Genomic DNA, 21,783 nt, shown 5'->3' with positions numbered 1-21,783 from the left:
AGTTTGAACGAATCGGAACACGCGAAATCTGAGCGCGGCCTGCACAGGCGGTGCCTTAGCGCCGCCCGCTTTGCATACCCTCTTCATAAACCAACTGCTCGTAGTGATTAAACAAGCGAGGATATGCCAGAAAGCCGAGCAGAATGCTTGAAATGGCTGACCCAGCCAAGATGCAGAACAGAATCATCATCTGATAGCGCACGGCCTGCACAGGGCTCGCACCCGCAATGATGAGACCACTCATCGTGCCTGGCAATTGAACCAATCCCGTCGTCTTCGTCGAGTCGATAGTCGGGATGAGCCCCGCGCGTATGGCTTGTTTCAAATGGGGATAAATCGCTTGGCGCGGGCTACCCCCTAACGCCAACACCGTTTGGATCTCGCTCTGCTTGTTCGCCACTTCACCCTGCAGGCGGTTGAGCAGTACACCGGACGCGACCATCGCGTTCCCCACAATCATTCCACTGAGCGAAATGACGTATCGGGGCTGAAAAGGGATGATGTGCAACCCGAGTAGTAACGCCTGCGTGACCACCTCTGTCGCCAGCAAACTGAGGCCAATTCGCCACCCGATGCCCGAAATGTGCTTCGCACGCGAACGCGCATTCCAGGTGGCTACGCAAACAATCAGCGCAATCATCGCCAGGATAAATAAGACGTTATGCGCCTGAAAGACAAATTTGAGAATATAGCCGACAATCACCAGTTGAATCGTAGCGCGAACCGCGGCGATGACAACGTCCCGCTGCACACCTAAGCGAAGCCATATCGAGAGGCCAACGCTGATGGCTACAAAGACAAGGGTGAACGACAAAGTCGCAAAACTCACTGCACCTCATCCCCCTCTCGCATCGTCTCTAGGAACCGTCGCGCCGGTGCAGACTGCGGTTCGTTAAAAAACGCTGCCGCGTCACGCACCTCAACCAGTTCTCCGGCGTCCATAAAGAAGATGATGTCGGCGATGCGGCGGGCTTGGGCGAGATCGTGTGTGACCCACAGCATCGACGTCCCCCGCGATTCGTGCAACGACAAAATCGTGCGTTCGACTTCGAGTTTTGCATGCACATCCAAGGCGGACGTGACCTCGTCGAGCAGTAGAATCTCGGGCTGCATGGCCAACGTGCGCCCAAGCGCCACCCGCTGCTTCTGACCACCCGACAAATCCTCCGCACGCTTGTCCAAAAGTGACGGATCTAGGCCCACATCCTCTAACAGCTCGGCTGGATTGGACAGTGACAATCCATGCAAGCGGAGACCAAAGCTTAGATTATCAGCGACCGTACCCGGGAACATCGTCGGCGACTGAAACACCATGGCCACCTTCTGGCGTAGCTCGCGCACCGGCCATGTTCGCACCTCGCGCCCCTCCACGTACACCTCGCCGCTCGTCGGCGTGCGCATTAAATTGCACATGGACAACAGAGTGCTCTTCCCAGAGCCAGATGGCCCAATTAACGCCACAATTCGCCCCTTCGGCACCCTGCCGTCGACCTTTCGAAGCAGTGTATCTTCTCCCACGCGCAGCGAAACATCCACAAATTCGATTGCGTGCATGTCCATCGATACATCCCAGCTCCTTCACATAGCCCATGCTGTACTTTGGAAGAATCCCACGGAAGAAGCAGTGTAATCCATAGACGCAGTGTAATCCATGGAAATGTACATGTGCCTGGCCAAGCGCAGCCCGCATGGACGACCCAAATTCCTACGCCGCGACATCAAAATAGCGCAACGGAAACCAACTTACACGGGTTGCAACGCATCAGTCGACACGGGCAGAACGACCGATACGGTCGTCCCCTGTCCGACAGTGCTTTCCACTATCATCCTGCCCCCGTGGCTTTCCACAATTCGTTGGCTCACCATGAGGCCCAGTCCAGTCCCTCGTTCCTTCGTCGAGTAAAACGGTTCACCAAGCCGCTTCATCCGCTCTTTCGGGATGCCAACACCATTATCCACCACCCGAATGGCGACTTCCTGCCCGCATCCTTCCACACGAACCTCCACGTGCCCACCCTCAGGCACCGCCTCGACCGCATTCTTCACAAGGTTGACCAAGACCTGCTTCATTTGATTCGCCTCACACCGAATGGGTAAAACATTCTGATCAAAGTGATAAACCAGCACAACATTCTTTAAAATCGCTTGCGTCTGCAAGAGTTGAACCACATCTTGAACGAGCGGCTCTAGAGAATTCACCTTGTAGGTCGCGACCTGCGGCTTTGCTAACAGAAGAAACTCGCTGACGATGACATTAATGTGATTCAACTCTTCGCGCACAATCGCCAAATAGTGTTCCTGCACATCTGGCGGGACCGTTTGCAAAATCTCCATGAAGCCACTGATAGCCGTCAGTGGATTACGGATCTCGTGTGCGACTCCCGCAGCTAATTCCCCAACAATGGAGAGTTTTTCAGTCCGACGCATCAGTTCTTCCGTCTGCCTGCGGTCTGTGACGTCCTGAATCACACCAACCAATCGAGTCGCATCCCCCGAACGGTTGTACACCACCTCCGCGACGCTATGAACAAACCGCTCCACACCATCCGCCCGGATAATTCGGTACTCTACGTCCAACGTCCCCCCCTCGACGGCGTGATGAATAGCTTGTCCCACAAGTTCCCGGTCTTCCTCATGGATGTAGGACATCATGTCGAACTGGTGCCCATCAAACACGGTCGGATCGACGGCGAACATCTCCATCATCTCCGGAGACCAAGTCCGCATATCGTGCAGAAGATCCCACTCCCAACTCGCAAGCTGAGCCAACCGCTGCGCGTGCCGCAAACGCCGCTCCGTGTTTCGCAACGCCATCTCCGACTGTTGCCGCCTAGCCAAATACGTGACGAGCGTCAGGACGACCACGCCGCCCAGGAGGCCAACCATCACAAAAAAAGAGATAAAGATACCCCGAACTTTTCGACCCAGCGCGCTGCCCACTTGGTTGTGCACCTGCATCACTTGCGATTGAAGGTGATCAACCAATTGTTGAAAGTTCTCAATCTGCGTGGCCCCTGTCGCAAGCTCTCTCTGCGTGACGGGTTCCCCCAGCTGCTTGCGCAAAATCTGTGGCCGCCCGAACTGTGACTGCCACTGGTTTCCTTGCGAGATGGTCGTCTCCAGTTCGCGCCTCATGTCATTTGGAAACTTGCACTGGTGCAACGCATCTGCAATTTCAGCATACCGTTTGGAATCGGCTTCAAACGACGCTAGATAAGACGCGTCACCCGTGAGGTCATACCCCCGTTGCGACGTCTCCGCATCAATCAGGGAAATTTTCAATTCGTCCAGTTGCTGATCTATATGTAAATAATTCCCCATACTGTCTAGGGCGCTCTGCGTATTGATCTGAAAGAGCACCGCACTTGCAATAATCAGCGCTAGAAATACGCCCATAATGCAGAGTCCGAATCTCCATATTGTCTGTTCTGCTCTAACCCAATGGGCCGCCTTCAACTGCATTTGTCATTCCCCTTTACAGCAATCAAACAAAAGGACATACGACGACCCAATACAGACAGAAGGAGACGATGGAACCACCGTCTCCTACCTTGACCACGACCACCTTGGTTATTATATCGGAAAATCTAGAATTCGGTTGACGTCTCTTGTTTCCCAAGTTCCACCCCGGGGTCGTCGCTCAACGATAAAGGCGATCCGTCACTAAAGCGTTCCAACTCATTGTAGGCAGGGATACCGTGCGCCACAATATCCAGACCCTCATCTTCTTCCGCAGACCCGACACGAATTCCAACCGTCTTTTTGAGCACCCAGCCAATGGATGTCGCACAGACAAGTGCCCAGGCCACGACGACCAACACGCCCAGCAGCTGCACGGCAAACAGGTGGATATGCCCTGTCGTAATCAACCCAGATGACCGGTCAAACAACCCCACGCCCAGAGTTCCAAAAACCCCGCCAAAGCCATGTACCGCAACGGCACCGACCGGATCGTCAATATGCAAGGCATCTATCCAGCCTGTCGCGAGAATGACTAAAATACCCGCGAAAAACCCAAGAATCATTGCGGCGTAAGGCCCTATATACGCACAGCCTGCCGTCACGGCGACCAATCCACAGAGCGATCCGTTAATCGTCATACTGGGATCAGCCACCCGGAACTTGTACATACTGAAGAGAATGGCCGACATTCCACCTGCTGCAGCGGCCAAGAACGTATTGAGCGCAATCGGGGCGAGTTCCCCATTTGTTGCGCTCAGCGTACTGCCCGCATTGAATCCAAACCAGCCAAACCACAATATAAATGCGCCGCATGACGCAAGTGGTACATTGCTCGGAGCAAAGACGTTCACGCTGCCGTCTCGATTAAAACGATGCTTTCTTGGCCCGACTAGGTAAGCCAACATCAGCGCCATCAATCCACCCATAGCGTGAATGGCTGCAGACCCCGCAAAATCCTCCATCCCAAGCTTTGCAAGCCAACCACCCTGACCCCATATCCAGTGGGCTGAGATAGGATACGCCAGGCCGCAGGTGAGACAAACCGTTACGATGTACGCGGAAAACCGGAAACGCTCGGCAACGGCACCGGAGATAATCGAAACCACGGCAATCGCAAACCCAATCTGAAATAATATGAAGGCCTCCGGTGACAGGTGGCCTGGACCAAGTATTCGACCAAATCCGACAATATGCCATTTGTCGCCACCAAACAGCAGATGCGCCCCGACGAGATAAAAGGCAAGTGCGCCAAACGTCAGATCTACAAAAATTTTCATCGTCACGTTGACCGCATTTTTCGTCCTGACTAGTCCCGCTTCTAGCAGACTAAAGCCGCCCTCCATAAACAGCACAAGTGCCGCTGTAAGGACCACCCAAACGGTGTTCAGGGCGTTCTCCATAAGCAAAATCGCTCCCCTTAGCGGTTCAATTCATCTATCGTTTCATCGACGACACCCGTCCGTATGTTGTATGCTTCTAGAACCTCGTAGACGAAGATCTTGCCATCTCCCGTCTCACCCGTCTGTGCGGCGTCGATAATGGTTTGAATCGTTCGCTGCAAATATATGTCGGATACCACAATTTCCAGTTTGATTTTGGGATGTAAATTAATGTTGTACGTATGCCCGCGGTAAACACCCTGTGCGTTGCGCTCCTGTCCTCTCCCCTGCACAGGGATGACAGTAAACCCGTTGACACCCATGTTTCTCAGAGCCTTTATCACGGCTTGAAGTTTTTCAGGGCGGATGACCGCATCTATCCGTTTCACACACATCGCTCCTTTCTGCAGATTGTACAGGGAATCGCTTGGCTGTCTAGTTAAGAAATATACCAAACTATGAAACAGGACACTGTTGAATCGTGTCGAATTGATTTCACAACGAAAAAGGCAAACCTTCGGAAACGAAGTGACGCAAAGCTACAGGGGCTACCTCTGCAGATTTCGGTCTGCGGATATGCCAGCCAGCTACCGTGACCGGACAAACGACACCCGTATCACGGGTGTCGTTTTTTTATGATACCGACAGAATACATTGAGGGGGCGCCAACGTGAAAACCAGGACGTGGTTTAATCGGAAAGCTCCAGGACATGCGCAGGGCCTGGAGATTCTGAGCATTGGCAGGTGGGAATATCACGTCTCCACAAGAGAAGTTCGTTGCTCACCTGAAGTGTACCAAATTTTCGGTCTTACCTCGAACACAGAATCCCTTCGCCCAAACATGCTTGTCGAACGGATTCACCCCGCCGACCGGGAAATCATCCGAGCCTACTGGCGACAAGTCTTTCAAGACAAACTGCAAAGCCGCAGCTTTACGTACCGCATTCGCGGGCCACAGAACCAATCGCGCTATGTACAAGGCACAGCTGAATGCGTATATGACGAGAACGGCACGCTGACGCACGTCGAAGGTACCCTACGCGATGTCACGAGGATGGTCATGCAGCACAATCTGTTTGTGCTCAAAAACCAACTCCACGTCCTCGAAAACTACGAGACTGACCCACTCGTCATTCTCGACAAACACCTAAACGTCGCAAAGTGGAACCAGGCTTCACAAGCACTATTCGGTTGGAGCGAAAAAGAATTGCTCTTGCACCAGCCGGTTCATCTTCGCATGGAAAACAAAGAGGCGATGTATAACCTCTATCAGACAGCGCTACAGCACGGTGGGACAATTTGCTTTGACAACGATTACATAAGACGGGACGGAACCACGTTCACAGCCACCGTTTGCCTATTTTCACTGCATAATGAGTTGGGCGAGATCATCGGTGTGGCGGAGCATTACCAACCGCTCATCCATTCCAACATGACAGAGCAAGCGAGCGTTCAGAGCGAGCCGCATCTGCATGCGCTGACACGTCACTCCTCGGACGTATTCCTCACCCTAACACGTGACATGCGCATTTCATACGTAAGTAATGCTATCGAGAACGTGCTCGGCCATCGTGCTATTGACGTCGCTCAAACCGATTTTTTAGCACTCGTACACCCAAACGACAGGCAACTGTGTGAAGAGGCCATTCAAAACCTGTCAAACGGGAAACAAAATAAAATCAAAATTGAACTGCAAATTCAGAATAAAGACGGCATATGGCGCATTTGCGATGCGACGTTCCACAACTTGCACAAAGGAAAGCGTACCGACGGGTATATCGTAAACTTCCACGACATCACAGAGAATAAGCAAACTCAGGAGCTCATGAACTACATTGCCGATCACGACTGGTTGACCGACCTACCCAACCGGCGCGCATTCGAAGAACAACTATCGGCCATGATTGGACTCGCAGCAAAGCGCAATCACCCGTTCGCCGTTTTAACCATGAATCTGAATAAATTCAAGTATATCAACGACACACTTGGGCATTCAATAGGGGACAAGTTAATTCAGACAATATCTCAGGACATCCGCACGCGCATTCCATCAGAGTGCATCGTCGCCAGAATTGGTGCAGACGAGTTTGCCATTCTCGTCCCGGGTGCCGAAAACCAGGAACACGTATATCACCTGGCTGACCAATTGCTCCATCTGTTTGAACGAGAGATTCGGATTGACCAGTATGCCGTATACGTCTCAGCCGGAATTGGCATCAGCTTTTATCCAATCGACGGAACCGATACCGAAACGCTGATGAAACACGCCGATATCGCCTTACACCATGCAAAGGACGTAGGGCACAGCGCCATGCAGGTGTATTCCACGAACCTGACGGCCGGCGCGTATAAACAGTTTTCCTTAGCGAACGACTTTCGCACCGCACTGCGAAACAATGACTTCGTTTTGCACTATCAACCGCGCATTGACGCCGTCACGGGGCGCATCGTTGCTGCTGAAGCGTTGATTCGGTGGGACCACGAAGACTGGGGGCTCGTCTCCCCCGGCGAGTTCATCCAAATTGCCGAGGACAACGGTCTCATTGTCCCACTCGGCGACTGGGTGATTGAGACCGTCTGTCAGCAACTCCAGACATGGAGCAATTCCATTGCCAAAGGCATCAAAGTGTCGGTCAACGTGTCCGCAAAACAGTTTCTCGTTGCGAATTTCGTCGACTCAGTTCGCAACGCCTTAAAGAAATACAATGTACCCCCGCAACAACTAGAGTTTGAGATTACAGAAACGACCATTATGCCGAATGAGCCATCGGTGGTGAAAGCCATTGAACAACTGCGTACGATGGGTATCGCGATTTTCTTCGACGACTTTGGAACCGGCTACTCATCCCTCAGTTGGCTGCACCGCTATGAATTGGATGGCATTAAGCTGGATCGGTCGTTCGTGTCACACGTCCCTGACCACTGGGCACCTACACAAATTGTAAGCTCAGTGATTCAACTGGCACACAGCCTAGGCCTGACGGTGGTCGCGGAAGGCGTGGAGACCATACAACAACTCGACTTTTTAAAACAGGCAAAGTGCGAGCAAATTCAAGGATTCCTCTTCAGCAAACCCGTTCCAGCCCAGCAGTTTGAGGAACTCCTGCGCACGGGTGTGTTGACACCGAATCCTGTACATCAGACGAGCCCGGCACCCATTGAAAACCGCCGCAAACACTTCCGAGTGACCCCGCCGCACCCGATGGTTGCAATGGTAACCATCGCCGCGGTCAACTCACGACGGTTGTCCCTTGGGTACACGGACATTTTACTCATGGACATCGGGCCAGGCGGTCTGCGGTTTGTCTCGAATCTCCGATTTCCTGCAAACCATGGCGTCGTCCTGCACTTCAAACTGACCTTATTTAAACGCATCATCGAATTGGAGGGATCGATTGTCTGGTCTGAAGAAGTAGCGGACAATTTACTTCAATACGGAGTGGAATTCTCATTGGATGAAGCTGAACGCAAAAAGCTCTTCCCACTGTTTAATGACTTTGCTATACAAGTCCAGGCCGGAAAGTTTGACGGTGAATGGTTTACTGGTCCGCTCGACTCGTTCTTCCAATCATAACAGTGAAATGGATCACGCTTATTGATTTATTGATAAAGATGATACAGTCCTTTGGGCTCATACGAACGAAGTCAGACCACGAGGAGTGACCAGAGGATGTTTGCGATTCCGGGGTTTCTTAAAGAAGATTGCCAAACCGAGCACAACCTGTGCACATCGCCAAGACGAACAGGCGGTCACTCAGACGGACCGCCTGTTTTCTTTTCAAAACCGGGCTTTACTCATCTGCTTCGTGACTGAAGTGCTTCTTCACGCTCTCGACCGAGTCACCTTCGATGACATACTCAGCATCTGGCGTCGTAAATTTGATGAGGCGTTTATCCACATCAAACGTCGTATCCCCCAAGTGAATTTCGTACGTGTCCCCTGCGTCTGTGGTGATAATCAACTCTCCCCATTGCTTCAACTGTTCATGTACAGATTCCATTTTCACACAGATCACCTCGTCCAAAATTATGCCCCGTTTGTTGGACTACAACACGCCGTCAACCGCATAGCGAAAGCGACAAAGGCATACAACGAAATATCTATGTACTGAATCTAAGCAGAACCAAAACGCTGTAACATCAAAGGAGGTATGGAATCTCGAGCGACGACCGACTGGACGCACCCGCTATAGAGAAGCGGAAAGATTCTCTATACGGAAAATCCCCGGACACTCACTCTGCGGATGGCTAGAAGGCCACGCTCCACATCGCGGGTCCGCCCAGTGATAGGCCCTCACTCGCCAGACGTTAAGCGACTTCCACTTGAGCGATGATAGCCAATAAGAGCTGTAGGAGAACTTGAATGTTAAACGAGATTTCTGTGCTCGACAGCTGAACTCTGACAGACTGCGAATTTTCCACATGAATGACTTTTCGCGTGCGCTGAATATCGCTCAATTGCGACACGATTTCCTCGACAATCGAGTTGGCGGTATTCTCGCCCACCGTCAAACTCAGAATGGTCGCCAGCGCAAGTTGTAAAGTCAGTTGGAGATTGAGTGCTGCCGTCAAGTCCTGGTTCACAATCTCGACATCACAAGAGTCCCGTACAATCACAATGAGGCAATTCTCCTCATCCGTGAAAACCGACGTCTCATCCACTTGAACAATTTCGTCGGCTGCCTCGACATTCGGCAACTCAAGCGCAAACTCGGCGTTGTCGCCTTCTGCCCACTCGGGCTCAAAACGCCGCTTGTGACGCGTTTCACTCGTCAAGTGCGGCTTTGGCAAGTACAGGCCCTCAGCTTTGTTGATATCGTAATCGTAGCCAAACGACAGGCGGTTATGACGCCGCTTGCGCATCGTTTGAGCACGTCGACCAAACTTTTTCACGACCAATTTGCCGTGCTGCTTTCGTAACTTTCTCTTGCGTGAACTCATTGTGCTCCCCTCCGGATCACGCCACTTGCGCCCGGGTCACTCGACTGGCGCATCGCCACCGTGACGACGCGGCCAAACCAGTCGTTTGCGAACCCTGTTCCGCTGCGGCGCCTGTTCTTCCTCGTCCTTCTCCTGCGTAACATGATCAGCGACAATGATTCCATGCTCTGCAAATACGCGACTCGCTTCAGCCTGAGCGGTCTCCAGCAACTGCACAAGGCGATTTACCTTGCCAGACGCTTCGCCCTCACCGCGCTGAACCTGATCAAAAAGCGCGTTCAGATTTGGCGAAGTGCCTGTTTTGTTTTGTTCATCACCCGCTGTACCCATCTTGCTCCCCCTTCAAGCAACGGCCGCCCCATGTTGGGGCGGCAAATGTACCCTCCTGTGGAACTTAGAGGATTTCCAACTTCGCAATGATAGCCAAGAGAACCTGAAGCAGGATTTGAATGTTGACGCTGGCTTCAGCCGCCGTCGTGGTTACCGTGATTCCACGGGAGTTCTCAACGACTGTCTTTTGGTGGATATCCTGCCGCGTGCGAATCCGTTGCAAAAGATCCTGTGTGATACTGTCTGCTTGTTGCCCATCGGCAATAGAGATGTTGATAATCAACGCAATCGCCAATTGGATAGCGACCTGCAGGTTGACGGCTGCCTGAATGTCCGTCGTCGTCACCGTTACATCACAAGAGTCCTTGATGTAAATGTGTTCGTCGTTGCTCTGCACGGTCTTAATGGATTCCGTCGCGGATTGACTTACGCCACCACGTGGGGCACATGGATGCTCAGCACTTGGGTCTAATGCGGACCATTTCTTCTCACTTGACAACTCACTCACTCCTTACGTTTGATACCACACGGTATTACACGAAAGACTATTTTGTATGGGGCATTCCCCCAGAAGCACACCTATTTTTTGGACGTTCCAGTGAAAGGAACGCGTTATCTGCGCCGGCGAGGGTTCGCCGCCGCGTCGGTCGCTTCAGACGGAGCATGCAAATCCTTAGGAACTTGTGTCGTCTTCACAGCCTGCTGCTTCATGAACTCGTCGACTTGCGCCTGCAGATCTTTGACTAATTCCCGGATTTTCTGCTTTTGCTCATCGGAAATTTGCCGGGTATTCTCGCGACGGATGCCATGTTTCGACAGCACATCAGAAATCAGCAACTCGCCGATCCCCTTTGTCACCTCGTTCATGTCACTCACCAAATGATCCTCCTTCGGCCAAGAGATATGTGGCACTGTATGCGAAAGCGCCCGCAGATTCTCACGTCATCCGCCCGCATCGCCTGCGACAGGCACCAATTGGATGAAATGGTCGGCGTTGAACATGTTAAATCGACAGAGGAATCTGCGACGCAACGCGGAATCTTCTGACACTACATGGGGAAATCGAACAGGTGCGCGCGAAGTCAACAAGGGTACAGGTACTACATGCATCTCACCGGTCGCTATCAACATCGATGCCGATCACCCAGAGGAATTCGCAAATATAGCATACGGGATTCGTATGGCCCATCGAGGATGGCTGAAGAAGACAGACGCTGTTGGTTCTTTATAGTAGTACACATGTGTATAATGGATCTTTGTTTGGTTTTGTGGGAGGCTTATTTAAAAATAATTATCTCATAAGGAAGTTGTCGATGAAATCCTTTATAAAGGTTAATTTTGTGAGTTTGTTATACGCTCTTTTGTTCTTTGTGGAATTTGAACTAGTCCTCAATGTTTATCGCATAAGTATACTTACACATTTGGAATTAGGTACTGTTAATAACATTATAATCTCTATAGGTATTTTGTTTATTATAACCTTCACAATCTCAATTTTGATTTTAATAAGAAAATGGATGGGGAATAAAAAGTCTATATTTTGGTCAGTATTGCTTTGGGTACCATACCTAGCCGTTTTTATATGTGTTTTTTCTTATCTTTTACCATTTAAAAATCCAGAGAACGCCCCTAGTTCAGCAGCTGGCTTAATCATTATTGGAATGATAATTGTATACCCCGTTTATATTGCAATGGTGAATTTATTTGGACTGGGACTGCACAAATATTTGTAAGGTATGCGCATTTGAACACCCATCTCCCCTTCCTTTGAGGACTGGCTGAAAATTGACTTCAGCGCTGGTCTGCCCTTGTCCTTTGCTCTCTTAGATTTACAACCCTATGGCTTCGAATAAGTCTCGAATCGAAGGGGCAGCCAGAAGAGCCTGCAACCCACCCCCGTTCAAGCAGCTTTGCGCCTTTACCTACACATCTGCCATCCAGCCGCAAACTGACTCGTCGGTTCACAGAGGATTAATGATACTGCAAAGCCTCCATTGCCCGAATCACCAAATAAAACATATCGTTAACGGGTGTCGCAACCCCATACTGACGCCCGAGCCTTCGCACGGCGCCCGCCATGTAGTCCACCTCTGTTTTTCGCCCCGCTTCAATATCCTGCAGCATAGACGTCTTGCCATCTGGCGACATCGCGTACAATATTTCATCAAAGCCGGAGATGTCGTCCTGCGATAAATGAACGCCTACATGTTCAGCGAGCGCCACAACTTCCTGCATCCCGCGCACCATCAGCTCATGCGCCTCGGGAACAGCTTGAAAGACGCCATAAGGTGCTCGAAGCACAGCTGATGCTTGATTCACGCCGACATTAATCATAAATTTCCACCATAGCGTTCGAAGCATGTCCGTGGGGATCTCATACGGAATATTCGCCCGTTCAAAAAGCGATTTTACGCGCTGCACCTTGGCTGAATACACCGTGTTATCCCGCTCCCCAAAACAGATGCGGCCAATCCCAGAGAACCGAACGGACGCGCCTTCCCGCACTGCGTCAATCGCAACGCAAATCGCATATAACAGGTTCTTGTCACCATAAGCCTGTGCAATCATCTCCTCACTAGAGATGCCGTTTAACAGTGACAAAATAATCGTGTCTGGGCCGACGTGACGACGGATATCGGCCAGCGCCTGCGCCAATCCCTCATACTTCACGGCAATAATCACCAAATCAGCAGGATGAACCTCTGTCTCTGGGGAAACGTAATCAAACGCATAGGCGCGCCCATTGACCACCATATCGCGCGAGCGATAGCGCGCAATCCGCTCCTCGTCGGCAATGACGCGGACGCACTTCGGATTCATATCATACAGCCGACTCGCATAGGCAGCGCCAATGGCACCCAATCCGATTACCGAAACATTTTGAATTTCACGCATATGACATCCCCCTACTATATCGACACCTACCACCTATTATAATATAACCCCCGTCGCCGCGGACCGAAGGATTCCTCCCTTATGTGCGCTACAATCGCCGTGATAACCTCTTTGATTACAAGACAAAGATGAACCAGATGTATGACCAGATGGGCGACTGTCCATCGTGTAGCCGCTCACACTGCTTGTCGGTGATTCGTTCACCGTCAATGGCGGAGCGGCCACATCGTCAATCAGCCACTGATTTGAGTGCTGTACCGCCGGCCATTTGAGCCAGACAGACGCTAGCCTACTGACCCCCGTTGCTACTCCTGGTCGGTCAAAACCCGCTGAACATGACTGTCATCAATCGCTTCGCTGTCTCTCACTGCTGCATCGTACAACGCCTGTGTACATAATTGGTTCACGACACGCGGAATACCTCGGCTTGCCGCATACATCATCTGGACCGCGCCGTCTGTAAACACAGGTAGGCTGGTACCGGTCTGCTTCATCTGGTGCCGAATGTATTGACCCGTCTCCTCACGGTTCATCCCAGCCATATGGTAAGCCATCTCAATGCGCTGCGAGATGGCCTCATACTTTTTCAGTCGCAGTTTGCGTCGCATTTCTGGTTGTCCAACAAGTAACAGCGAGAACGGAGAACTGGCATCCATCTGCTGGTTGCGTGCAAATCGCAGTTCTTGGGTCATCTCTTCGGACATGTCTTGGGCCTCATCAATTACCACGACCCACCGACGGTCCGTTGCGCCAGACTGGCCTTGAATTCGCTCCCCCCATAACTTTCTCGCCTTGCTCAGGCCAAACGGCATCGCCTCTCCCATGTGGGACAGGAGTTCAGCATAGAAATCCTTCGGTTTGAGCCCGAGTATACAAATGTAGACAGGTTGGAACTTCATCTCATCCAAGCCCATTAGCAATTGTCGAACCAGCGTGGTCTTGCCACTGCCAACTTCACCGGTGAGAAGGCCTAAAGCCCGGTGCTCCAGCACGTAATTCAGCCGCGCCATAGCTTCGTGGTGACCTTTTGTTTCGAACAGGGCTTCGCCCGCCACATCCCGCCGAAATGGGGTCTCTCTCCAATTCCACTTTTCCGTCGGTGTCACTGCGGCTCACCATCTTTCACGGCTGAGAATTGAAGCCCTTCAGAAGCCTGTCTCTTTCGTTCCTTCAGTGCGTCAAAGATGCTTACACCAGGGTCTGTTTCGCCCTGCACGGATGACTCGGGTTGTACACGCCTGTCGTGGCGTCGCGTTAAATCAATGGTTCTGGCATCGTCCCAGCGTTGGTCATCCCTCCAAACCTGAATCACGGATAAATCGAATGGGTCGTAGCGCAGTTGGACTTTTGCCCCCACCAACTCACTGGCTACCTCAAACTGGCTTCCTTGCAGCGACACGCAGCCAGTTTTATCTACCTTTCTTTCTTCTTGCCAATAAAATACCTCGTTCAATTCTGCCTCGGGCACGCGCCTTGGCTTTCTGTTGGTCAAGGCAGCGCGTTCTTCCGGCGAAACACCGGTGCTTCCATGCCTCCTTGTATGGTAGAATGCAGTGATCCAAGTGTGAAATACGTCATTGAGCTCCTCAAGCGTCTCCACATCGCCACTTGCCACGGCGTTCATACGCTTCTGGAACGAAGTTGGTATCTAGGAACCTGAAGAATCGTTCAATTTTTCCTCGTCCACTAGGGCGGTACGGCTTACTGTGCGAGAGATGGATGCCAAGCCTTGCACAAATCCGCTTGAGATGGTGGGATGAAAAGTATACTGATCCCAGAGTCAACCCAGACAGATGATGTGATGTAAAATAGACGTAGTGAGGTGTTTGACTCATGCCAGGACGTAAGTGGACTGTGGACGAGAAAATGAACATTGTGTTGGAAGGGATGGTTCCCGGGGCGAACATCAGCGAGGTTTGCCGACAGCATGGTGTAGCCCAAAGTCTGTATTACAAGTGGCGTGACGCATTTCTGACCGGTTAAAGGAGCCTGTGAAGAAGGCGAAAAAAGCGGTTATTGAGAAAGACGCCCTATTGAAACAGCGGATTCGCCATCTATGCGAGAGATTCCCACGATATGGATACCGTAGAATCAAGGTCATGTTGCGTCGTCAATACAGCATGCAGGTAAACCATAAACGAGTACATCGGCTCATGCGGGAAATGGGATTGTTGGTCAAATCCCCACAGCGAGAAGCTTCCCGAAAGAAGCGGTCTAGAAAGATTCCGGTGAGTCAGTCAAACGAACACTCCCAGTGCGATATGACAAAAATTTGGTGTGGTAAGGATGGCTGGGGATATCTGTTCGCGGTAATCGATGCGTACGACCGTGAAATTGTGGGGTATTCGTTTTCGCGCTATTGCCGGACAGAGGAATTGCTGCAGGCTGTGGATAACGCATTCAACTACCGATTCCCGAGTGGGGTACGAGGGGCAAACTTAACGCTCAGAAAACATGAACGGACAGGTTATAACAACCCGGACGCAGATGGCTATATTGTGGACGCTCAGATTATTTGACGTTGGAATTCTAAGTCTCACTGTCGGTTAGAATGAACGCGGAAATGGTACGCACTTTGTCGGTTATTGGAAAATAAAGGGGCGCGTGAGCGCCCCTTCGGCAACGTACGGGCCTAGGTGTATATCCATCTTGCGGCGTAGGTTCGGTTGCGCATCAGCACGAATGCGTCACACCTCTTTGCGTCTTCGTGGAAAATGGCGTACCATCCCTCTCCACACAGCTCAATCCTCGCGCCATAATAGGTGTCGCCGACTCTTATTTCAACAGCTTCTCCGCAGTGCAGGTGATACTCGACTTTGTCATTCGTAAAGCACCATCGGTCCCTTAGTGGACTAAATTGTAGATTCCCCTTCATCAACCGTCACCTCCATCCATGCGCGTTCCACATGGCTGTTGTCCACCACTTGGTGCCCTAGCGTTGCGGCATCAATCAGGGCGCCACGGCACAGCGTGTGTCAACATCGGATTTAATTCCTCAAAAAAATCGGGTCGATTTCCCCAAAAACATCGCGTAAGATTCCTCGGACATATGTTCGGTTAGCCTCTCACCTCCTAGTATATTGATGTTACGTACTCCAAAGAGTTTTGAGATAAAATTCTCGTAGCGGTCGGGGTACTACAATCACCTCCTTGGGACCATTGGTTCTCGACAGAAAGAGTGTAGTCCCCGCCTTGCGAGCGTTTACGAATGAGCTGGATGTTGGAGGGGTTGACCCCTGTCTTCGAATCTCAAACTAGGTTGTAGATCGCAAGGTTGTGCGGTTCCGACCCATTTGGAGGTACGTGCTGTGTATTTTGTTGGTATTGACATTGCCAAACGCCATCATGAAGCCTGTATCATCGACTCTGCTGGGCAGAGTCAAGGCAAGACGCTACGTTTTCCAAACACGCAGGCTGGTGGCCAGAAGCTGATCCAGTGGATGCAACATGTCGATCCCGATTTGTCATCCACAGAAGTCGCTCTAGAAGCTACAGGCCACTACTGGTTGGCGTTACACTCGTTTCTCCGTAAGCATGGTGTCAAGGTGCAGGTCATCAATCCCATTCAGTCGGATGCATTTCGCAACATGTACATTCGACAGACCAAAAATGACACGAAAGACGCATTCATCATTGCTGAGGTGTTGCGCTTTGGACGGTACACCACGACAGAACTCGGCAGTGACGAAATCGTTGCTTTACAGCAATTGAGCCGGTTTCGGTTCAGTCTGGTCGATTCTATTTCAGACCTAAAGCGGCAAGTCATCCGTGTGCTCGACATGTTGTTTCCCGAATACGAGCGACTGTTCTCCGACCTATTTGGCAAAACATCCTCCGAATTGTTGATGGAATACACAACACCGGAAGAAATCCTTGCCGTAGATACAGAAGAATTGGCGGCTTTCATGGCCAAACACAGTCGGAACCGTCTCGGACTGGACAAGGCGGAGGAGCTCAAGTCTGCCGCTGCCTCGTCGTTTGGCATTGACACAGCGCTGGATGCGTATCGGCTACAACTATGCCTGCTTCTTCAGCAAATTCGCTTTACAGAGGAACAGTTAGAATCCCTGAACGCCGAGATAGAAAAACGCTTAAAGAGCATGGACACCAATCTCGTGACGATTCCGGGAATCGATCCGGTTCTTGCTGCTGCGATACTCGGTGAAATCGGGGACATTTCCAGATTTCCAACTGGCGCCAAGCTCGTTGCGTTCGCCGGGATCGACCCTACGGTGCGAAGTTCGGGCGAATTTACCGGAACCCACAACCGAATGTCCAAACGAGGCTCACCGTACTTACGACGGGCGATTTGGCTTGCTGCAAATGTCGCCAAAATGCACAACCCAATCCTTAAGGATTTTTACGATCAGAAGCGTGCCCAAGGGAAACACCACCTGGCTGCAACGGGCGCTGTCGCCCGCAAAATGACGTACATCATTCACGCCGTTCTGCGGGATAAGAAACCATACGAACCAATGGCGTAAGGTAGCAAATCGGCTGAACATTCAAACCACGTCTGTCTTCGACAGGCTTATATAGATGCGCCTAAAAATCATTTCCCTTCATGGTTCTTAGAACTCGAAAGAGTGCTTGACATTAGATAGCTGGTCTTTGGCGGTGCAGCTGGTCTCATAGATTTTGTTTTGGGAACGGGTATTGACAGGGAGTTTTGGGTACATGGATTACGCAAGGGCAGAAACACCCAGTTCCACATGGACGATATTGCTCTGACCGTCATTTTCGGTTCCTTGCTGGGGCAGGAACGGATTTTCCACTTTGAGGACATCGAACAAGATCCCCTGTAGAAGCTGAAGTTGGACGTGCCGAAACTGCCTGATACGACTCTGTTGTATAAGGATCTGAAGCGGCTCGGTTCCGACGCTGGCATCAAAGCGATACGTTCGGCGCATAGACAAATCCTAAGGTCACTTCTCCCCAAAGGACAAGGCATCGTGGTCGATATCGACTCCTCTGTAGAGACTGTTTATGGCGCGCAGCAACAGTCCGCTGTTGGATATCATCCACACCATCACGGACGAGCGAGTTTCCATCCCTTGCTGGCGTTTGATTCACTCACTGGTTGTTGTCTCTATGATGAGTTGCGCTCTGGTGACGTCCACACATCAGATGGATTTGCGGATTTCTACAAGGCGATGAAAGACCGGTTGCCGGATGGCGTCAACATTCGTGCCGTCCGCATGGATAAAGGGTTTACCGGAGAGAAAGTGTTTCAGATATTGGAGCAAGATCAGCGGGATTACGTCATCAAACTGAAGTGGACCAAGCGACTCGCACAGTTGGCGCAAGCGCCAAATCTACTCTGGCACTGCATCACAGAGAGTGACCGGGAACATTGTGACGTTACTTCCATCATGTATCAGGCAACATCCTGGGACAAGCCTCGGTGGGTCGTGATTGTACGTCGCTTGGACATTGACCCACAGGAGTGCCTGTGTGCGGATTGGCTCTGGGAATACGAAGCGATTGCCACAACGCTTGACTGGAGCGGCGAGGATGTATGGCACTTCTATAACTTTCGTGGTAACGCTGAGAAGCACGTCGCGCTACAACCAGGAGTGCGACAGTGGACCGCCGGACGGCTCAGACGAAGACTATTCCATCTACCTGGGATTCTGGTGCGTCATGCACGCCAGTGGAGCATTCGTCTTCCCGTGTATGCCAAGCATCGGTCGTTGCTCATGCTTCATGCCGCCACGTAGATTTTCTTCCAATTGAAAAAGTGGAGTTCATAGCCTGGCTTGGGGAGGGGGGAATTGTGTCCATTGCTCTAGTTCCGTACCATGATTTCGCCGTGTTCGCTAACAAATCCACCAAATACTTGAAAACACGCCCCGATCAATGACCTCAATCACCTAATCGTCGAAATCCGGGTTAATATATTTTACAGTGATATGCGTAATATACTACGCCCAACGTCTCTTTATAAAGTGTACGAAGTAAAGCGCGCGCTAACTCGTAACATTGAATAAGGGGAGAGAATCAAGATGGCAACCACGTTTCAGCAAGTAGCATCAGCCTGTAACGGTGACGACACATGCTTCGTAAACAACTCTGATATTCAATCGTGGGCATCGACGACGTCTAGGAACGCAGAACTTCCTCGTGATCTCATTCTTGCGCAATGGATTTTTGAGGGAGCACCTAAGCCGAATGATACATGCACCTTGTGTAACAATCCCGGCAACGTAGAACACGGTACTTTCTCCGGCTGCGGATCGACATATAGCACAGCGAGTTGTCCGTCGTATCCTTCATTAGGGTACCAAAGCACCGGGCTTGCCGGAGCAGAGATGATGGCTGCTGTTCTGAATGCACGATTCTGTTCTGTGAAGAATGCGTATTTGAATAGTGTAGGGCTAACGTCTGGTGGTACTAAATTATACAACTATGCACGGTCAGCAGGTTGGGAAGAACTTGCTGCTCAAACCTATGATGCAGCATATGCTCTCGGGAATTCTGGTTGGGCTTCGAGTCAGTATACTTCCAACTACATTGGAGCATCTCCCGCTTCATCTGTGCCTGGGTCTGGTTTGATCTATATGATCCACATGCACAACTTGGCGCAGTACGATCAAATTGGCTGAAAGGGGTTTGTGAGAGGGCTCCATAACCGGAGCCTTCTTTTTATGATGCAAAGGAAAGTCAATCTGTGATTGCGTGTGTACAAACCAAACAGATGTTATCTGTTATCAGGTAGCCCACTGCCCGTCTGCATATCTGAATACCTTCAGCAGATTGTGACACATCGCAACCAGTGACCATTCGCCTTGTACCTTTTCATGGCCTCGTAACGAAAACTTGTCGAACCCCCGGCAAGCTTTGATTTGCCCGAAAACAGGTTCGACTATCGTTTTTCGGCGAGTATAAACGGCACGTCCCATCTTGGTCTTTAGCTGCGCTTGGTACCAGGAGACTCAACTCGACCTAAGGTCGATGCTCCTGTCAGCCTGAGACTGCCCCTATCATACCATCTCCAGCGAGGGCTTTTTGAAAAACCGTGTCGCCGTCGTCTTATTTCTTATACCCTTTTTCAAGGAACCAAGATAAAGCAGTGAAATTCCCAGTACCTAATTGGTATTCCATCCGTCTTATTCCATTCCCAACGCCTCAATGCCGAGAGGCTATCAATTGCTCTACTGATTTAGGTCTTGTCCAATTATAACACGGGGCTTAAGAGGAAGACGGCGGCATTCAAATCGTAGCGAGTATGAATTGTAGAGCTTTTACGAGCAAACTGACTTCGTGTATGATTATATTGTGTCACCCAAAAGGTGCTCCCTCTTAAGCCCCGGTATATATTTGGAAAATATCCGATGTTTATAGAATAATAAACTCAGGAGGCGTTGTCCGTGTTAAGACGTAAATTTTCTCAGCAGTTTAGGGAGCAGGTTGTGAAAGAGTGTTTAGAAACCGGAAACGTATCGATTGTGGCACGCAAGCATAATATTCTTTCGAATGTGGTCAATCGTTGGGTGCGCCAGTATTAGAATGGAGGGCTCTCAAACGGGAAGACCCGTGTGGGTGCTACGGTCGTTACGAGTGATGAATATCAACAGCTCGTAGCAGAGAAAAAGGAATTGGAGAAAGCAAACGAACAGCTGAAGAAAACGTTAGGGGAACAAACGCGTTGTGGGGGTCTCTCGTTCCACATATTACTTTCAAGAGACACATGAGCCCAAACCACGGGTTTATCGCGGCGGAAGACCTATACCAGGTTATTCTTTAGCTAGGGATGGACGTAAAGTCAGTGATGAACAAATCAAAGAGTGGTTAATGGAAGAGGTTGAAGCGGACGGATTCGGCTATGGATACGTCAAATTAATGGTGCAGTTACGGAGACATCATGGGGTGATTATTAACAAGAAGAAGGTCTATCGGCTATGTAAGGAACTAGGCATTCTGAAACCGCAGCGTCCATTGCATCGTCACTATCCTAGGAAATTAGCCCGAAATCGGGACATTACTGCCCCAAACCAACTTTGGGAGGTTGATCTGAAATACGGCTATATTCATGGCGAGGACAAGTTCTTTTTTATCTTGTCGTATATTGATGTGTTTGACCGCGAGATTGTTGGATATTACATCGGGCTACGCTGTGAAGCGAAAGATGCAGTCATGACGCTAAAAAGCGCACTGTGGAAGAGAAAGCTATTGACAGGTGGACAAGCAATGCCAGTGATTCGTTCGGATAACGGTCCACAGTTTATCAGCAATGTATTTGAAGAGGCGTGCGAGGAACTGAAGATTGAACATGAACGGATTCCGCCCAAAACGCCTAACATGAATGCACATATTGAGTCATTCCATCGTCTGTTAGAAGATGACAGATTATCCTCATGTGAATTAGAGACGTATGCAGAGGCATACGAAACGGTGGATAAATACATGAGGTGGTACAACAACGAGCGGATTCATTCAAGCGTTCACTATTTGTCACCCGCAGAATTCCATCGTGAACATGTGAAAAACGGGTTGATGACGACAAAGCCGATCCGCGTTTAAAAGCACGGGAGAAAAATTCTGGATACCGTTGAAGTTGTGTTCGAATCTTAAGTCACTTTTCAAAAGACATCGATTGTCCAATAAGAGGGGGTTGATCCGAATATACTAGGAGGTGGCGGCATTCAAATCGTAGTGAGTATGAATTGTAGAGCTTTTACGAGCAAACTGACTTCGTGTATGATTATATTGTTTCACCCAAAAGGTGCTCCTTCCTAGCGAAGATGTGTTAGAGTCTCAGGTAGTGGTGTAAATT

24 protein-coding genes, 1 pseudogene and 1 riboswitch are annotated in these 21,783 nt (G+C 50.5%); of the genes and pseudogenes, 10 read left to right on the top strand and 15 right to left on the bottom strand.

Annotated features, from left to right (window positions below; genetic code table 11):
* Nucleotides 1-55: 55 nt before the first annotated feature.
* The 5 genes from K1I37_RS02580 to K1I37_RS02560 all read right to left on the bottom strand — a co-directional run bounded on the left by K1I37_RS02580 (nt 56) and on the right by K1I37_RS02560 (nt 5,230).
* Nucleotides 56-829 (bottom strand): ABC transporter permease, encoded by a 774-nt coding sequence (locus K1I37_RS02580; RefSeq protein WP_021298141.1) that lies wholly within the window; start codon nt 827-829, stop codon nt 56-58.
* Nucleotides 826-1,560, bottom strand: coding sequence for an ABC transporter ATP-binding protein (locus K1I37_RS02575; RefSeq protein ID WP_021298142.1), 735 nt, complete (start codon nt 1,558-1,560; stop codon nt 826-828). The genes K1I37_RS02580 and K1I37_RS02575 overlap by 4 nt, the downstream gene beginning before the upstream one ends.
* Nucleotides 1,561-1,743: 183 nt before the next feature.
* Nucleotides 1,744-3,462 (bottom strand): ATP-binding protein, encoded by a 1,719-nt coding sequence (locus tag K1I37_RS02570; protein ID WP_021298143.1) that lies wholly within the window; start codon nt 3,460-3,462, stop codon nt 1,744-1,746.
* 125 nt (nt 3,463-3,587) lie between these two features.
* A complete protein-coding gene (locus tag K1I37_RS02565; RefSeq protein WP_021298144.1) occupies nt 3,588-4,862 on the bottom strand; it encodes an ammonium transporter in 1,275 nt (424 codons plus the stop codon).
* Nucleotides 4,863-4,879: 17 nt separating this feature from the next.
* Nucleotides 4,880-5,230, bottom strand: a complete 351-nt coding sequence (locus K1I37_RS02560; RefSeq protein WP_021298145.1) for a P-II family nitrogen regulator — start codon at nt 5,228-5,230, stop codon at nt 4,880-4,882.
* A gap of 109 nt (nt 5,231-5,339) precedes the next feature.
* Nucleotides 5,340-5,436: riboswitch (cyclic di-GMP riboswitch) on the top strand.
* Between the two features lie 75 nt (nt 5,437-5,511).
* Between K1I37_RS02560 and K1I37_RS02555 the strand changes: the two genes are divergently transcribed.
* Complete coding sequence (locus K1I37_RS02555) at nt 5,512-8,415, top strand: EAL domain-containing protein (protein ID WP_021298146.1); 2,904 nt, start codon at nt 5,512-5,514, stop codon at nt 8,413-8,415.
* Between the two features lie 217 nt (nt 8,416-8,632).
* Here the strand turns inward: K1I37_RS02555 and K1I37_RS02550 are convergent, their stop codons facing one another.
* The 5 genes from K1I37_RS02550 to K1I37_RS02530 all read right to left on the bottom strand — a co-directional run bounded on the left by K1I37_RS02550 (nt 8,633) and on the right by K1I37_RS02530 (nt 10,988).
* On the bottom strand, nt 8,633-8,842 hold the full coding sequence (locus tag K1I37_RS02550) for a hypothetical protein (RefSeq protein WP_223204242.1): 210 nt from the start codon (nt 8,840-8,842) through the stop codon (nt 8,633-8,635).
* Between the two features lie 307 nt (nt 8,843-9,149).
* Nucleotides 9,150-9,782, bottom strand: a complete 633-nt coding sequence (locus tag K1I37_RS02545; protein WP_021298148.1) for a spore coat protein — start codon at nt 9,780-9,782, stop codon at nt 9,150-9,152.
* Nucleotides 9,783-9,818: 36 nt separating this feature from the next.
* A complete protein-coding gene (locus K1I37_RS02540) occupies nt 9,819-10,112 on the bottom strand; it encodes a hypothetical protein (protein WP_021298149.1) in 294 nt (97 codons plus the stop codon).
* 64 nt (nt 10,113-10,176) lie between these two features.
* Nucleotides 10,177-10,611 carry a spore coat protein gene (locus K1I37_RS02535; protein WP_021298150.1) on the bottom strand — a complete coding sequence of 145 codons (435 nt, stop codon included), beginning with the start codon at nt 10,609-10,611 and terminating at the stop codon, nt 10,177-10,179.
* 113 nt (nt 10,612-10,724) lie between these two features.
* Nucleotides 10,725-10,988, bottom strand: coding sequence for a hypothetical protein (locus K1I37_RS02530; RefSeq protein WP_021298151.1), 264 nt, complete (start codon nt 10,986-10,988; stop codon nt 10,725-10,727).
* Between the two features lie 39 nt (nt 10,989-11,027).
* On the opposite strand from K1I37_RS02530, the gene K1I37_RS21460 reads away from it, so the two are divergent.
* A complete protein-coding gene (locus tag K1I37_RS21460) occupies nt 11,028-11,159 on the top strand; it encodes a hypothetical protein (protein WP_021298152.1) in 132 nt (43 codons plus the stop codon).
* A gap of 924 nt (nt 11,160-12,083) precedes the next feature.
* Here K1I37_RS21460 and K1I37_RS02525 read toward each other — a convergent pair.
* The 3 genes from K1I37_RS02525 to K1I37_RS02515 form a co-directional block, all read right to left on the bottom strand.
* Nucleotides 12,084-13,007 carry a ketopantoate reductase family protein gene (locus K1I37_RS02525; protein ID WP_021298154.1) on the bottom strand — a complete coding sequence of 308 codons (924 nt, stop codon included), beginning with the start codon at nt 13,005-13,007 and terminating at the stop codon, nt 12,084-12,086.
* A gap of 305 nt (nt 13,008-13,312) precedes the next feature.
* Nucleotides 13,313-14,113 carry an ExeA family protein gene (locus tag K1I37_RS02520; protein WP_021298155.1) on the bottom strand — a complete coding sequence of 267 codons (801 nt, stop codon included), beginning with the start codon at nt 14,111-14,113 and terminating at the stop codon, nt 13,313-13,315.
* Nucleotides 14,110-14,622 (bottom strand): Mu transposase C-terminal domain-containing protein, encoded by a 513-nt coding sequence (locus tag K1I37_RS02515; protein ID WP_161624383.1) that lies wholly within the window; start codon nt 14,620-14,622, stop codon nt 14,110-14,112. The genes K1I37_RS02520 and K1I37_RS02515 overlap by 4 nt, the downstream gene beginning before the upstream one ends.
* Before the next feature lie 218 nt (nt 14,623-14,840).
* On the opposite strand from K1I37_RS02515, the gene K1I37_RS02510 reads away from it, so the two are divergent.
* Nucleotides 14,841-14,990 (top strand): transposase, encoded by a 150-nt coding sequence (locus tag K1I37_RS02510; RefSeq protein ID WP_206919822.1) that lies wholly within the window; start codon nt 14,841-14,843, stop codon nt 14,988-14,990.
* An 8-nt stretch (nt 14,991-14,998) separates the two neighbouring features.
* Nucleotides 14,999-15,526 (top strand): IS3 family transposase, encoded by a 528-nt coding sequence (locus K1I37_RS02505; protein WP_206919814.1) that lies wholly within the window; start codon nt 14,999-15,001, stop codon nt 15,524-15,526.
* 113 nt (nt 15,527-15,639) lie between these two features.
* On the opposite strand, the gene K1I37_RS21760 is transcribed toward K1I37_RS02505, so the two are convergent.
* The gene (locus K1I37_RS21760) at nt 15,640-15,882 is read right to left on the bottom strand and encodes a DUF5348 domain-containing protein (RefSeq protein ID WP_021294827.1); all 243 of its coding nucleotides are present in this window, start codon (nt 15,880-15,882) and stop codon (nt 15,640-15,642) included.
* A gap of 433 nt (nt 15,883-16,315) precedes the next feature.
* On the opposite strand from K1I37_RS21760, the gene K1I37_RS02500 reads away from it, so the two are divergent.
* The 4 genes from K1I37_RS02500 to K1I37_RS02485 all read left to right on the top strand — a co-directional run bounded on the left by K1I37_RS02500 (nt 16,316) and on the right by K1I37_RS02485 (nt 19,612).
* Nucleotides 16,316-17,491, top strand: a complete 1,176-nt coding sequence (locus tag K1I37_RS02500) for an IS110 family RNA-guided transposase (protein WP_021294826.1) — start codon at nt 16,316-16,318, stop codon at nt 17,489-17,491.
* 159 nt (nt 17,492-17,650) lie between these two features.
* On the top strand, nt 17,651-17,812 hold the full coding sequence (locus K1I37_RS02495) for a hypothetical protein (RefSeq protein WP_242215976.1): 162 nt from the start codon (nt 17,651-17,653) through the stop codon (nt 17,810-17,812).
* 15 nt (nt 17,813-17,827) lie between these two features.
* Nucleotides 17,828-18,727, top strand: a complete 900-nt coding sequence (locus K1I37_RS02490) for a transposase (RefSeq protein ID WP_242215975.1) — start codon at nt 17,828-17,830, stop codon at nt 18,725-18,727.
* A gap of 285 nt (nt 18,728-19,012) precedes the next feature.
* The gene (locus tag K1I37_RS02485) at nt 19,013-19,612 is read left to right on the top strand and encodes a hypothetical protein (protein WP_152498888.1); all 600 of its coding nucleotides are present in this window, start codon (nt 19,013-19,015) and stop codon (nt 19,610-19,612) included.
* Between the two features lie 105 nt (nt 19,613-19,717).
* Here the strand turns inward: K1I37_RS02485 and K1I37_RS21755 are convergent.
* A pseudogene (locus K1I37_RS21755) lies at nt 19,718-19,921 on the bottom strand (transposase); the annotation flags it as partial.
* 456 nt (nt 19,922-20,377) lie between these two features.
* Here K1I37_RS21755 and K1I37_RS02480 point away from each other — a divergent pair.
* Nucleotides 20,378-20,515 (top strand): transposase, encoded by a 138-nt coding sequence (locus tag K1I37_RS02480; protein ID WP_021298689.1) that lies wholly within the window; start codon nt 20,378-20,380, stop codon nt 20,513-20,515.
* A gap of 142 nt (nt 20,516-20,657) precedes the next feature.
* Entirely contained in the window at nt 20,658-21,530 is an 873-nt protein-coding gene (locus K1I37_RS02475; protein WP_031219349.1) for an IS3 family transposase, read from the top strand.
* The last annotated feature ends 253 nt before the right edge of the window (nt 21,531-21,783 follow it).

Source organism: Alicyclobacillus acidoterrestris (assembly GCF_022674245.1).
Classification (GTDB): Bacteria; Bacillota; Bacilli; order Alicyclobacillales; family Alicyclobacillaceae; genus Alicyclobacillus; species Alicyclobacillus acidoterrestris.
The sequence above is the reverse complement of the archived record's forward strand: the minus strand, read 5'-3'. Positions and strand labels throughout refer to the sequence as shown.